A 13,525-nucleotide genomic window follows, 5' to 3' on the forward strand; every position below is an offset into this window, starting at 1 on the left:
GTTATTTGCGCTCCTACTGTATTTTATGTTGACCGCTCAAATAAGTGCCGAACGAAGCTTACATATATGGAAATCCCCACAGTGGAGCCCTGCGCCTGAGCCCTGCCCAGAATAATTCTACCTGAAAGGAGGAGTCAACCTCAGTTGTATTGATGGTTATCGTAAGTTCATAATCAGCTTTACGAAAGACCAGCAGGTCCTTGTCTTCCTCGGCAGGCTCGGAAATAGTACCGTCTATCACCAATTGCCAGTCATTTTTTTTCGCTTCTTTGACATAAAACTCATGGAGATTGCTCCAGTGCTGATCGGTAGCGTAGCTTCGGGAAATTAGCAGACTTTTGTTCTTTCGGATTATTTTGCAGTCGGTTAATGTTGCACCGGGATAAGTAGCCAGCTGGTAGGATTCTTTCTGCAATGCGTCCTCTGCATTCTGTAGCTGAGGGGTTAAGAAATTAGTCGTATAAATGGTGAGACCAAGTATTCCCAACACACATAAAAAGATAACGGACAGGATGACCTTCTCTCTTTGCACCACTACCATACCTCCAATATGCTGGCTTGTGGCAGACAATCGATGCGTTGCCTGACTCCTACTTCCTATTATGTACGAAAAAAGCAACCCTTATTGCCATAAAGTAGATAAGTCGTCAGTCTGGTATTTTTCCAGGGCTTGTTTTTGAATAAGATCAAACGTGTAAGGGGCATTAGCAGAAGCTGATTTTGTTAGTTTCCAGCCAGTTTTCGTGCGGTCGAGCGTAAAGTTAAGATAGGCTATGGTGGGACTGGCGGCCAGTGCAGGGTCATCTGTCTGGCGGGTATAAATGCAGGTTCCGCTGATAGAGGCGGCATCCTGCTGGGCGATTTCCACATAACGCAAGGTAAAAGAATGAAAGCTGCTGACCCAATCGGCAAACTGCTGAGCAGTTAAGCCTTCGGCAACAGTATCAATTTGCTGCAGTTTATGAAGATCTTTGTGATTAAAAGCATCCATTCGTTGCAGCAATAGCCGGATAGCGGCTCGTTCCGGCCCGGAAATAGCAGCGGGAATCTTGGCGATCGTTTTTATTTCAATAATGTTGCCCCACATAATGGTGGTAAACGAGTCTTTCCGGCTTATCGCTGAAAATTTCACCGGCAGGCCCGGTTTCCTGAGCTCCCGGGGAAGATTGGTAGGCTGATACTTCAGACCGTCATCACCAATAATGCCGTAAAAACCTTCGCCTGTTGGGACATAAACGACTTCCCCTGTTAACTGGATCTGCGGCGAAGCAGCAAAAGTGGGCAGTTGAATGAAGAGAATAAGTGTAGTGAGCGTAATGAACAATCCTAATTTTGAAAATTTCAAGGTGACACATCCTTCGAGGGTGTATTTTTTTGCTATAGCCGATTAAATTGAGCGATGCTGAGTTTTGTTTTGCCTGGGGCAACTTTGATCACAAAGCCGCAGCCGATACATTTGATCCGGCATTCTTTTTGTTTGACCTGACTGGTAAAGAGCGTCAGTTTCTTTTTACAGGATGGGCATTGTACTTCCATATTGATCACCGCTTATCATTGTTTTCTGCCGGGTGTTGTTCCAGCTTTTCTAATCTTGTCAAAATTTGTGCCATAATCGTATCTTGATGGACCAGGTGCTCCATGATGATTTTGATTTCTTCCTCAGCTGTTTTATTGATTTGGTAATCCTGTTCAGCCATAAGCCGGTCTTTTTCTGCTTGCCGGTTTTGACTCATCATGACCACCGGTCCGGTATAGGCGGCCTGAAAACTTAAAACCAGATTTAACAGAATGAAGGGATAAGGATCCCAGGATTTAAAAAACTCAGGACCTGTAGTGGATAAATAAACCAGGTACAGGTTAGCTGCCATCCAAATCGAAATAATAATGCTTTGATAAATAATAAAGGGCCAGCTGCCGACGACGTTGGCTACCTTATCGGCGACGCGCTGGCCGGTAGTGAGCTGCTCCCGGAATTGGTGGTTAATATTCCGGACTACGTGTTTGTTGTGATTATAACGTGCTGCCGGGCCGTTAAACTGATGATCCTTCATTTGCCGGTAACCTCGCTTCCCTATGTATTCACTTGCTACTTTTCATTATAGCTGTAATTATAGCAGAAAAAAAGAACTCCCGCTTTCACAGATGGAAAGCTCAGGAGTTCTTGGTGTAGCGCTTATGAATTAGGAGTTGAGGATTTAGTGGTGAAGCTGTCCTTGTCAGTGGACTGATTTTTGTCTGATTGGCTGGTTTGCTTTGTGCTGTTGGCTCTGGCTTGTTGACGGCTGCGAAACTGATCTAGAGTTCTACCACCCATCGTATTACCTCCGTTAAAAAAAGCGTATTTTGATAATGCTTTGTCCGTTATTATGTATATGCTAGTTTCAATGCGAATATGCCTGGTAATTTTTCCTGCGTACTTATAGGTATAGCGAGTATCCTTTTTGACAAATTGTGGATAGAAGCGTACAATATACAATGTTATAAAGATAAGCTTAGGGCACGGCGTAATGCGTTTGTACCGGAAGGATGGGTTGCAATGATAATTGCAGTTATAGATGGGATGGGCGGTGGTCTGGGCGCCCAGCTAGTGACTCAGCTTACTGCCCAGCTCGGGGAAAAAGCGGAAATAATTGCCCTCGGTACCAACGCACTGGCTACCAATAATATGGTCCGTGCAGGTGCGGCCAGAGGTGCAACAGGCGAAAACGCCGTACGTGTATCGCTGCGCAAAGCGGATATTGTTGTTGGCCCGATTGGAATTGTGATTCCGAATGCTATGATGGGCGAAATCACCCCGCAAATTGCCGAACTGGTAGCCAGCGCGGATGCAGGTAAAATCTTAATTCCTGTTAATCAAAATCATTTTTCCATTGTTGGCCTGGAGGCAAAGCCGCTGGTTAATCAAATCCGGGAAGCTGTTGCCCGGGTGACGGAAATTGTAACAGAGAAAGAGGGAAAGTCATGATCGCAGTCAGGGAAAAAGTCCGTTTTGCCGAGACTGATATGATGGGAGTCGTTCATCATGCGAATTACTTTCGCTGGTTTGAGGTGGGGCGGGTTGAATATTTACGTCAGGCCGGAATCTATTTGCTGGAACTGATGGAGGAAGGGATTGTTTTCCCAATTACCGATGTCAGCTGTCAATACAAGTCTTCCGCTAAATTCGATGACTACATTTCAATTGAAACGACATTAACTGAGTTATCACGGGCCAAAATGGTATTCAGCTACCGAGTTATCCGTGAAGCGGACGGTAAGCTGCTGGCGGAAGGCAGGACCCAGAATGTTTTTACCGATAATCAAGGCAGAATAATCCGTCTGGAACCTAAGGTGCTCGAAAAACTGGATAGTATGTACCGGCAGGAAGTGCGCTAGCAGGGTATATTCTGGACATGCCTAGAGAGACTATTAAAAATGAGGAGGTTAGGCGTGTGAATAAGGCGGCACCAATCGGTGTTTTCGATTCCGGTATAGGTGGTCTAACCGTAGTAAAAGAACTGCGGGCATTAATGCCCCACGAAGATATTATCTATTTTGGTGATACGGCCCGCACTCCCTATGGTTCGAGGTCACCCGCGGAAATTCTTGAATTTATGCAGCAAATCTTACGGTTTTTTTCAGCTCAGCAGGTTAAAATGGCGGTTGTTGCCTGCAACACGATGACTGCGCTGGGGTTAGATATAGCGAAAAAGAAAGTTCCCTACCTGCTGGTTGGTGTCAATACGGGGATTCGCTCTGCACTGAAAGTCAGCCGGACGCGAAATATCGGTGTCATTGCAACACAGGCCACCGTGGCCAGCGGTAAGCATGGCAAGGCTGCTAAGGCGATTGACCCTAAGGCTACCGTTTACCCGCAGGCTTGTCCCAAATTCGTTCCGTTAATCGAGGGGGAAAGCATCAGGGGCGCTGACATTGAGGAGGCGGCAGTCGAATACCTGTCAGCCTTAAAAGATGCCAGGGTAGATGCTTTAATTCTCGGATGCACGCACTATCCGTTTATTCATGCTTTAATCAGCGGTATTTTAGGCGATGGAGTGACGCTTATCGATCCGGCCCGGGAAACGGCAGAAGATGCCCGCAGTCTGCTGGCAAAACACCATTTGCTTGCCGAGGGAAGAAACGGTAAGACACGATTCTGCGTTTCAGCCGATGTTGAACGGGCCAAGCGCATGGCGCAGCACTTATTTGAGCAGGGGCTACCGGACTTTGAGCTGGTGAACTTGCAAGATTATCAATAGTTTTATACAATAGTCAAGTAAAGAGGAAAACATTGGATGGAGGATTGCTGTGGAATTTCTGGCTTTTTTATTTATCGTTATCGGTGTGGTTTTACTTGCTTTATGGCTGTACATTGTGCGTCAGGGCGATGCGGAAATGGATTTTCTGGTCGACAGGCGGAGTGAGTTTCTCTTGGAGGAGCTGACAAAAGAAAAAGCGGTGTTTTCCTGTGCAGTGCCTTTTTTAAATAAAGGGACTCAGGATGGCACAATTATGGATTGCTATCCCCGGCATCTGATGCCGTATGAATATTTTAAAGGCTGTCACGTTCAATCGCGGCTGACGCTGGAATCCAATCAACGCAATGATGGTTACTGGGAAGCGCTCATTGTCTTTAAAACTACGGGTGATGCAATTGTTCTGACACTGACTTATACGGCTGAAGATGGTAATATCCAGCAGGCACTTGCTGATTTGCCCGATATGCCTGTTGATATTGTGTATCAGGTTGTAGCACGGTCGGACTGGTATATCACGAAAAAACGGCTGGTTGTGCCTGCCGCGGAAATTAGAGCAGCCCTTCAGCGGGGCCCTGCTGAGCAATAGGAGGTTTTGTTTGTGGAAGAACTGCAGCTTATCCCGGTAAAAACCCGGATTTTGACACCGCAAGATGATATTGTTGACGCTATAGAGCAGTATGCAAAAGACCAAATCGGCCCTAATGACGTTGTATCAGTAGCCGAAAGTGTGGTAGCAATCACACAGGGACGCGCTGTTCGTCCTGAAGAGCTGAACCCGGGAATTCTGGCCCGCATTATGTGCCGCTTTGTTCCGCAGAAAGGCAGTATGTCCAGTATTTATGGCATGCAAGCAGCTATGAATGTTGAAGGGGAATGGCGGATGTTTTTTGCGATGCTGGTAGGAATGCTGGGCAAGCTGGTCGGACGGAGCGGTCTGTTTTATGAACTGGCGGGACCGCAGGCCGCGCTGGTTGATGATGTTACCGGCACGATGCCTCCTTTTGATAAGCACATTGTGTACGGGCCTGATAATCCGGAGGGCGTTGCCGAGGCGATAAAAAAACGGTTTGGCTGTTACGGGGCCGTAGTAGCCGATGTTAATGACCTGAAGCGGGCCAGGGTAGTCGGAATTACTTCTGGTTTGGAACCGCAAAAGGTCGCTAAAATTCTGATTGATAATCCCTTTGGGAATGCATCACAAATGACGCCGGTTGTTATCATTCGAAATTACGCACAGGCAGAAGCCCGGGTGGTTGAACACTCGCAGGCTTAACATGCGAAGAGGATAGAATAAACCCTATCCTCTTTTTTTGTGGGAGGTGTTTGTCCATGTTGCTTGGCATTGATGTGGGCGGAACTTTTACGGATGCTGTTATTGTATCTGAGGGCAAGGTGTTGGCTGCAACAAAGACAGCTACCACTCACAGCGATTTACTGCAAGGTATATTTTGCGCAATCGATACTGTCTTGCGGGATGCGCCGGGAACAATTGAAAGAGTTACGCTTTCTACCACGGTCGTAACTAACAGCTTGGTGGAAGGAAAAACCGATCCGGTTGGACTGGTTGTTATTCCCGGTCCGGGTCTCAATATTGAACCGCTTCTGCCGGCTAAAGCGGTTCTGCTTTCCGGCTATGTCGATCACCGGGGGCGAGAGACGGCAAAGCTGATTAAGCAGGAGATCGATGAGGCGTGCAAATTGTTTGCCGGTAGGCGCTGCTTTGCCGTATCGGGCAAATTTGCTGTCCGCAATGCTGCTCTTGAACTGGAAGTTTCCCGGGAAATATCTGCCAAGGCCGAAACTGAGCATGTAACCGCTGCTTCGCAAATCGCGGGTACGCTCAATTTTTTACGGCGGACAAATTCGGCGTATTTTAATGCGGCAGTGTGGCGCAGGTTCAGCGGATTCGCTGCTGCCGTAGAAGGTGCGCTTAAGGCTCGCGGCATTGATGCCCCTGTTCATATTCTCAAGGCTGATGGCGGTACAATGCCGCTGGCAATGGCGAAAGATCAGCCGGTGGAGGCGATTTTTACCGGTCCTGCAGCCAGTGTTCTCGGCATAATGGCGATAGGGGCGGCTCAAGGGGAAGCAGTATCGCTTGATATCGGCGGAACAACGACAGACATTGCCCTATGGCGGGACGGCAGGCCGCTGTTTGCCGAGCGGGGCGCAGCAATCGGGGCTTATCCGACGGCAGTACGGGCCTTTTGGCTGCGATCGGTTGGCATTGGCGGCGACAGCTGGGTTCGCCGCGATAACGGCAAGCTGTTAATCGGGCCTGGGCGAATTGGTCCGGCAGTGGCGGCAGGCGGCACGGAACCTACGGTTGCTGATGCGATGCATGTGGCCGGTTTGGCGGACTTCGGCAGCAAACAGGCTGCTTATCAGGCTGTGGCGCGACTGGCGGAAGCCGGGCAGACGCCTGAGCAAGCCGCGATAGAAGTACTTGATTCTGCAGCTCAAATCATTTGTGCCGCAATTCAGGAGATGCTCATCGCCCAGCAGACCAGGCCAGTATATACAGTTAACGATATGGTCAATACGCAACCTTTCACTCCTCATACCGTTATTGGTGTAGGCGGCACAGCCGGAGGGCTTGCTCCACTGGTTGCCCGTCACTTAAAAATAGAGTGCCAGGTACCGGATAACGGCGCAGTGGCAAATGCGCTGGGAGCTGCGGTAGCGAGAGCGACAACGGACATAACGGTCCGCGTTGATACCGAACGGCGAGTGATTGCTGTGCCGGAGCTTGGGTTACAGGAAAAGCTGCCCCATAAAGCCTCTTCTTTAACGGAGGTGAGGCGGCTGGCAGAAGCGTATCTTTCAGAACGTTCGGGACGATTTGGCATTATTCCCGAAGAAGTGGAAACAATTTATGAAGAAGAGTTTCATCTTGTCCGGGGGTTTCAAACAACAGGCAGGATTATTACTTGCCGTAAGCAAGTTAAGCCGGGGGTGTTGATGCATGTCCACTGATGCTAATTTAGGTTTGGTGTTTTTTCCGGCCTTTGACTGGGCAATATCACCCACACATCCGGAACGGCAGGAACGCCTGTTATATACGCGGGATCAAATTGTGGAAGAAGGCTTGCTGGACTTGTCTGAGATCCGGGAATATAAGCCCAAGCTTGCCTCAATCACCGATTTGGAGCGCGTTCATATTGGCGTACCCTCTATCCAAACATTAATTACGGATGCTCATTTGGTATCCGCCGGAGGTGCGATTGCGGCAGCTGACGCGGTCTTGACCGGGCAGGTGAAGCGGGCGTTTGCTCTGGTGCGGCCGCCTGGACATCATGCTATGCATGTTGTTCATGGAACCCGTGGTTTTTGTACGGTTAATATCGAAGCCATTATGGCAGAATATTTGCGGCATACTTATGGCTTAAAAAAAATTGCGATTGTTGATACCGATGTACATCATGGCGATGGCACACAGGATATTTTTTATCATGATCCGGACACGTTGTTCATCTCTTTTCATCAGGATGGCCGAACCCTCTATCCCGGTACCGGTTTTGTGGAAGAACTGGGCAGCCCCAATGCATTCGGATCGACGGTCAATATTCCTTTGCCGCCTGGTACTGGCGATGAGGGCCTGCATTATGTCTTGGACAACTTAATTCAACCGATGCTGGCGGATTTCGCACCAGATTTGATTATTAACTCGGCAGGGCAGGACAATCATTTCAGTGATCCTCTGGCCAATATGGCAATAACGGCACAAGGCTATGCAAGACTGGCCGACAAGCTTAACGCCGATATTGCCGTACTGGAGGGTGGTTACTCGATTGAAGATGCACTGCCCTATGTAAATACCGGCATTATCCTTGCCATGGCAGGACTGGATTACAGCAAAGTGGTGGAACCGGATCTTGGCCGTCGTGCGCCCTGTCAGACGGCGCAGACTACCGCGTATATCAAAAAACTGACAGCTGACTGGCAGCAGCTATGGGCAGCGCGTGCGGAACTGAAACGCCGGGAGATTGCGAAAAACGGCGATTTCTGGCAGCGCAAGCGAAATATTTATTATGATGACAGCGGCATACGCGAGCAGCAGCAGGAAAAAGTCCGGCTGTGTCCGAATTGCCATGGATATCGTACTATTGCCACTCAGGCAGATGTCCCTGGTTTGGGGTATCAGTCAGCCTATGCTGCAGTAGTCCCCCGCCAGGCCTGTCAGGCTTGCCGGCAGCAGGCTAAAGAAGCTCTGGCTGCTGCTAAGCGAGCAGGTCAATATCAGTTTTATTTTCTCCAGGATAAGGAACATAGCATATTGGAAGAAATTTAGGGAGGCTTTTTCATGATTCGTACCGATGGCCGTCAGGCTGATCAACTCCGTCCTGTGTCGATAACCCGCAACTATTTAAAATATGCCGAAGGTTCGGTATTAATTGAGTTTGGCAACACAAAGGTAATTTGTGCTGCCACGGTGGAAGAAAAAGTGCCTCCATTTTTAAAAGGCTGTGGTGAGGGCTGGGTAACAGCCGAGTACTCTCTGCTGCCACGGTCAACCCAGGTTCGCAATCCCCGGGAAGCGGCAAAAGGCAAGCAAACCGGCCGGACTCAGGAAATTCAACGGCTGATTGGCCGGGCCTTGCGCAGTGTAGTTAACACGAAAGCATTAGGTGAAAAAACAATCTGGATTGATTGTGATGTCATCCAGGCTGACGGGGGGACGAGGACGGCAGCGATTACCGGGGCGTATATTGCTCTGGTGGATGCCGTTGCCACCTTTTATTCGGAAGATAAGATCTTCCCGGTAACGGATTTTCTGGCCGCTGTCAGTGTAGGACTGCTAAAAGATCTGGCGGTGCTAGACTTATGCTATGAGGAAGATTCAAATGCCGTTGTCGATATGAATGTTGTAATGACCGGTGCCGGTCATTTTGTCGAAGTTCAGGGAACTGGTGAACAACATCCGTTTACCAAGGCGCAAATGAGCGAAATGCTGCAGTTAGGTGAGCTGGGCGTCAATCAGCTGATTGAATTGCAAAAGGATTCCCTTGGACCGCTTGCCTGGAAAGTGGGCAGGGTGCCATGAAAGAAATCGTTGTAGCCACCAAAAATGCCGGCAAGGTAGCTGAGCTTGCAGCAGCATTGGCGCCCTTGCAGATTGCTGTCAAATCAGTCAGCGACTATGGTGCTATTGAGGAGCCTGAGGAAACAGGCACTACTTTTACTGACAATGCCCTGCTGAAAGCCCGGTATTATGCCCAGGCAACAGGCCGGGCCTGCCTGGCCGATGATTCGGGACTGGAAGCAGACGGGCTGGGCGGTGAGCCTGGGGTTTATTCGGCCCGCTTTGCCGGTCCTGGTGCAACGGACCGTGCCAATAATGAAAAACTGCTGGCTGAGCTTAACGCCAGGCCGGGTGCTGCCCGGACAGCCAGATTTCGTTGCGTTTTAGCTTTTTGTGATACAAATGGGCAGGTTCTGACTGCCGATGGAACCTGTGAAGGTATTATTATTGAAGAAGGGCAGGGCAGTGGTGGTTTTGGCTATGATCCGCTGTTTTTCATGCCGGAATACCGTAAAACCCTTGCTGAGATGACTGTTGCGGAAAAAAATGCGGTAAGCCACCGGGGCAGGGCAGTTCAGGTTATGGTGAAACAACTGGCTGGTTATTTCTCATGAAAATTGGGGTAATGAGTGATACGCATGGGGATGTGGCAGCCATCCGCCGGGCCGTCATTGCTGCCGGACCGGTTGATTGCTGGCTGCATGGCGGCGATTACAGTCAGGACAGCCATTTTCTGGCAGAATTCACCGGTCTGCCCGTTACGGCCGTACAAGGGAACTGTGATGGATCAGTGGCAGCCAAACTTGATGAATATATTGAGGCCGGACCGGTAAAAATATGGCTTACCCACGGACATCGTTATCCGGCGAAAGAACGGGTGGCTGATTTGGCCTGGTGGGGCAGTCAGTATGGTGTTCAGGCGGTGGTGTATGGACACACGCATATTCCGGATATTACCTGGCGGCAGGAACTGGTTATTTTTAATCCCGGCAGTCCGTCCCGTCCGCGGGGCGGCAGCAAGGCCAGCTGCGGAATTTTGGATATTGGCATGGATGGTAAGATCCAGGCACATCTGATCGAAGTGGCAAAAGCATAGAAACTGAGCTTGCTGCTCTCGGCAGCAGGCTTTTTTACGCAAAAAAGCAGATTGATTATTTCTATGATATATTTGATTTACGTTGTCAGTTTTTCTGTGTATACTATATAATACAAAGTTGTATATGAAAAATTCTTATCAGTTGGTGAGGTAGGGAAATGGAAGTAAAAACGCTCAAAAAACTCAAGCTCTACGGGTTTAATAACCTGACAAAGACGCTGAGCTTTAATATGTATGACATTTGCTACGCTAGGACGCCGCAGCACAGACAAGAATATATACAATATATTGATGAAGAGTATAACGCTGAGCGACTGACCAGTATTTTAAAAGAAGTTGCCAATATTATCGGGGCTAATATCCTCAATATTGCCAGTCAGGATTATGACCCGCAGGGAGCCAGTGTGACAATGCTGATCTCGGAAGGTAAGGCGATTGACCATCACAGCATGGAAATGCTGGTAGATGGAGAGGAGCCACAATCCGATTCGGTTGTCTGCCATTTGGACAAGAGTCATATTACCGTTCATACTTATCCAGAAAGCCATCCTGATAAAGGGATCAGTACCTTCCGCGCAGATATCGATGTATCCACCTGCGGTGAAATTTCACCATTGAAGGTACTCAATTACTTAATAAACAGCTTTAATTCTGATATTGTGATCATTGACTACCGTGTGCGGGGCTTTACCCGTGATGTAAATGGTAAAAAGTTTTATATTGATCACAAAATTAATTCCATTCAAAATTACATCGCAGATGAAACCCGCGATTTATACCATATGATTGATGTTAATGTGTACCAGGAAAACATTTTCCACACCAAAATGATTCTAAAAGAGTTTGATATGGACAACTATCTCTTTGGCACTGCACAGAAGGATCTCATTCCCGGGGAGAAGAAAAAAATCAAGCAGCGCTTGAAAAAAGAAATGTCTGAGATTTTTTACGGACGCAACATTCCGAAAGTGAAGAGCTGAATTTAAACAAACAATTACGCCAGACTCAGTGTGCTGTCTGTCATCAAGACATTTGACGCATAACTGAGTCTTTCTTATGGAAAAGTAAATTATAATAACAAAATAGAATAGAAAAGTTAACTGTTTGGTAAAATTATGCTAAAATTCCTTGTCAAAGTTACATTTTAATGGTAATATTAGTCTATTGATAGAGGGCGTATGTGTAAGCGATGGAGCTTGTATCAGAGCAAAATGTTCTGGACAGGGTCCATTTTTTCATTAATTGTCCTCTTGTGTACAAATGGAGGAGATGAGAGCGATGAAAGTAAAAATCGGTGTAAAAATCACAGTTGGTTTTGTGGTGATGCTGGCACTCATTGGTATTTTAGGGGTAGTTTCGTTTCTCTCGCTGGCTAAGTCAGGCCATAATCTCGATTCCATTCAAACCTCCAGCCAGAGGTTAATTCTTGCTATGCAGATTCAGAATAGTTTCACTGAGGGAGCAGCCAGTGCAACCCGCTTTATTGCCTACGGTGATACGCAGAATTATAAGCAGGTGGAAAAAGCACTGAGTGAAACAGTTGTTTTACAATATCAATTCGTCGATATCGTGGAAGAGAATAAGCGGGCCGATGCCCAGAAAATTATCCGCGATACGGCAAAGTACAGTGATATTATCATGAATGATCTGGCGCCGCTGGTAAGGGCTTATCATCGTGAGCTGGCTGCCGGCAATGCGGAAAAAGCCCAGGCACTGAAGGGCGAAGTGTCTCTAATGGCAGACCGCATGGTGCCGATTGGGGATCAGGTTACATCTGTCATGAAAGCAGTAGTGACGGAAAATAAGACAGTTGTTGATGACAGCATCCGTCTATCGCAATGGTATACACAGCAGGCAAATACGATTGGCATAATCGTTTGTGCAGTAGCTTTCGTTGTCGGTTTGGTTTTAAGCATTGGCCTGACAAGAGCGATCATCAATCCGCTTACGAAAATGGTGGATGGCGCCAATCGCTTTGCTGAAGGAGATTTGACCAATCCGATTGTCGTTAAGTCCAGAGATGAGCTGGGGCAATTAGCTACAGCCATGAATGCCATGCAGGACAGCATAAAGGGAATCGTCCAGAGCATTCATCACTTATCACGTCAAGTTGCCGGTTCGGCCCAGGAATTAACAGCAATTGTCGATCATTCGGCTGCGGCAGCCGATCAGGTGGCAGGCTCTATTTCCGAGGTTCATCAAAACTCGGCAAGTCAGATGACAGCAGTGAATGAGGCGCTGTCGATTGTAGAAGAAATGTCCAGCGGAATTGCGCAGATTGCCGTAAATACCGACCAGATGTCAGATATGTCCCGTGAGACGGCTGCAGCCGCTCAGAATGGTGTACAGTCCATCGCCTCCGTAACGACGCAAATGGCCAGTATTGAGAGAACCGTTTTGGGTTTGTCGAATGTCGTTGTCCGTCTCGGGGAACATTCGCAGGAAATTGGACAGATTGTGGATACGATTGCCGGTATTGCCAGCCAGACCAATTTACTTGCACTCAATGCTGCCATTGAAGCGGCCCGTGCCGGTGACCAGGGCCGGGGTTTTGCTGTTGTTGCCGATGAAGTGCGGAAATTGGCACATCAATCGCAGGAAGCGGCGAAACAAATTGCTTTTCTCATTCACCAAATTCAGCAGGAAACCGGTCAGGCAGTCAATGCGATGGACGAAGGGACCAAAGAAGTTAAGAAAGGCAGTCAGGTTGTAGACGATGCCGGGCACTCCTTTAACCGGATTGTAGAACTCATTAATCAGGTAGCCAATCAGGTGCAGGAAATTTCCTCCGCGATTCATCACATGTCCGGCGGCAGTCAAAAGATTGTCATGGCAGTGCGGGCAATTGATTCTACCGGCAAAGACATAACAAACCAAACCGAAATGATTGCGGCGGCAACCGATGAAGAAGCGGCATCTATGACGCAAATAACGGATGCAAGCCAAACCTTGTCCCGCATGGCAGAGGAGTTGCAGGGGGCGGTTAATAAGTTCAAGGTTTAATAAGTGATACTGTAAAAAGGCCTGTTCTGATAAGGAACAGGCCTTTTTGTTTACCATAAACATCCGTATAGACAAGTTTCATCGATTATGGTAAATTGATATCAACAAGGACAAATGTCCTTTATAAATAGAAAGGGGATGTAAACTATGCTGGAAAACATCTAC

The 13,525-nt window shown here is 48.0% G+C and carries 17 protein-coding genes; 12 read left to right on the forward strand and 5 right to left on the reverse strand.

What is annotated here, in order from left to right; translation table 11 throughout:
• Positions 1–58: 58 nt before the first annotated feature.
• The 5 genes from EV210_RS05805 to EV210_RS22520 form a co-directional block, all read right to left on the reverse strand.
• Complete coding sequence (locus tag EV210_RS05805) at positions 59–535, reverse strand: hypothetical protein (RefSeq protein WP_132076963.1); 477 nt, start codon at positions 533–535, stop codon at positions 59–61.
• An 87-nt stretch (positions 536–622) separates the two neighbouring features.
• Entirely contained in the window at positions 623–1,345 is a 723-nt protein-coding gene (locus EV210_RS05810) for a hypothetical protein (RefSeq protein ID WP_132076966.1), read from the reverse strand.
• 32 nt (positions 1,346–1,377) lie between these two features.
• Positions 1,378–1,536 (reverse strand): hypothetical protein, encoded by a 159-nt coding sequence (locus tag EV210_RS22515; RefSeq protein WP_165898799.1) that lies wholly within the window; start codon positions 1,534–1,536, stop codon positions 1,378–1,380.
• 5 nt (positions 1,537–1,541) lie between these two features.
• Complete coding sequence (locus tag EV210_RS05815; RefSeq protein ID WP_132076969.1) at positions 1,542–2,051, reverse strand: DUF1003 domain-containing protein; 510 nt, start codon at positions 2,049–2,051, stop codon at positions 1,542–1,544.
• Positions 2,052–2,173: 122 nt separating this feature from the next.
• Positions 2,174–2,314, reverse strand: coding sequence for a hypothetical protein (locus tag EV210_RS22520; protein ID WP_165898800.1), 141 nt, complete (start codon positions 2,312–2,314; stop codon positions 2,174–2,176).
• A gap of 222 nt (positions 2,315–2,536) precedes the next feature.
• Here EV210_RS22520 and EV210_RS05820 point away from each other — a divergent pair, with 222 nt between their 5' ends.
• The 12 genes from EV210_RS05820 to EV210_RS05875 all read left to right on the forward strand — a co-directional run bounded on the left by EV210_RS05820 (position 2,537) and on the right by EV210_RS05875 (position 13,360).
• The gene (locus EV210_RS05820; RefSeq protein WP_132076972.1) at positions 2,537–2,965 is read left to right on the forward strand and encodes a DUF3842 family protein; all 429 of its coding nucleotides are present in this window, start codon (positions 2,537–2,539) and stop codon (positions 2,963–2,965) included.
• Positions 2,962–3,375, forward strand: a complete 414-nt coding sequence (locus tag EV210_RS05825) for an acyl-CoA thioesterase (RefSeq protein ID WP_132076975.1) — start codon at positions 2,962–2,964, stop codon at positions 3,373–3,375. The genes EV210_RS05820 and EV210_RS05825 overlap by 4 nt, the downstream gene beginning before the upstream one ends.
• A gap of 56 nt (positions 3,376–3,431) precedes the next feature.
• Positions 3,432–4,238 (forward strand): glutamate racemase, encoded by an 807-nt coding sequence (gene murI, locus EV210_RS05830; RefSeq protein ID WP_132076978.1) that lies wholly within the window; start codon positions 3,432–3,434, stop codon positions 4,236–4,238.
• A 49-nt stretch (positions 4,239–4,287) separates the two neighbouring features.
• Positions 4,288–4,824 carry a hypothetical protein gene (locus EV210_RS05835; protein ID WP_132076981.1) on the forward strand — a complete coding sequence of 179 codons (537 nt, stop codon included), beginning with the start codon at positions 4,288–4,290 and terminating at the stop codon, positions 4,822–4,824.
• A 12-nt stretch (positions 4,825–4,836) separates the two neighbouring features.
• The gene (locus EV210_RS05840) at positions 4,837–5,511 is read left to right on the forward strand and encodes a coenzyme F420-0:L-glutamate ligase (protein ID WP_132076984.1); all 675 of its coding nucleotides are present in this window, start codon (positions 4,837–4,839) and stop codon (positions 5,509–5,511) included.
• A 56-nt stretch (positions 5,512–5,567) separates the two neighbouring features.
• Positions 5,568–7,214 carry a hydantoinase/oxoprolinase family protein gene (locus tag EV210_RS05845; protein ID WP_132076987.1) on the forward strand — a complete coding sequence of 549 codons (1,647 nt, stop codon included), beginning with the start codon at positions 5,568–5,570 and terminating at the stop codon, positions 7,212–7,214.
• A complete protein-coding gene (locus EV210_RS05850; protein WP_132076990.1) occupies positions 7,204–8,529 on the forward strand; it encodes a histone deacetylase family protein in 1,326 nt (441 codons plus the stop codon). The genes EV210_RS05845 and EV210_RS05850 overlap by 11 nt, the downstream gene beginning before the upstream one ends.
• A 12-nt stretch (positions 8,530–8,541) precedes the next feature.
• A complete protein-coding gene (gene rph, locus EV210_RS05855) occupies positions 8,542–9,282 on the forward strand; it encodes a ribonuclease PH (RefSeq protein ID WP_132076993.1) in 741 nt (246 codons plus the stop codon).
• Positions 9,279–9,875: an XTP/dITP diphosphatase gene (locus EV210_RS05860; protein WP_132076996.1), complete on the forward strand. Its 597-nt coding sequence runs from the start codon at positions 9,279–9,281 to the stop codon at positions 9,873–9,875. Before rph ends, EV210_RS05860 begins: the two co-directional genes overlap by 4 nt.
• Positions 9,872–10,357: a YfcE family phosphodiesterase gene (locus EV210_RS05865; protein WP_132076999.1), complete on the forward strand. Its 486-nt coding sequence runs from the start codon at positions 9,872–9,874 to the stop codon at positions 10,355–10,357. Before EV210_RS05860 ends, EV210_RS05865 begins: the two co-directional genes overlap by 4 nt.
• A gap of 158 nt (positions 10,358–10,515) precedes the next feature.
• Entirely contained in the window at positions 10,516–11,337 is an 822-nt protein-coding gene (gene speD / locus EV210_RS05870; RefSeq protein WP_132077002.1) for an adenosylmethionine decarboxylase, read from the forward strand.
• Positions 11,338–11,635: 298 nt separating this feature from the next.
• The gene (locus tag EV210_RS05875; protein ID WP_165898801.1) at positions 11,636–13,360 is read left to right on the forward strand and encodes a methyl-accepting chemotaxis protein; all 1,725 of its coding nucleotides are present in this window, start codon (positions 11,636–11,638) and stop codon (positions 13,358–13,360) included.
• Positions 13,361–13,525 lie beyond the last annotated feature (165 nt).

Origin of the sequence: Anaerospora hongkongensis (genome assembly GCF_004339805.1) — a bacterium.
Lineage (GTDB): Bacteria > Bacillota > Negativicutes > Sporomusales > DSM-15969 > Anaerospora > Anaerospora hongkongensis.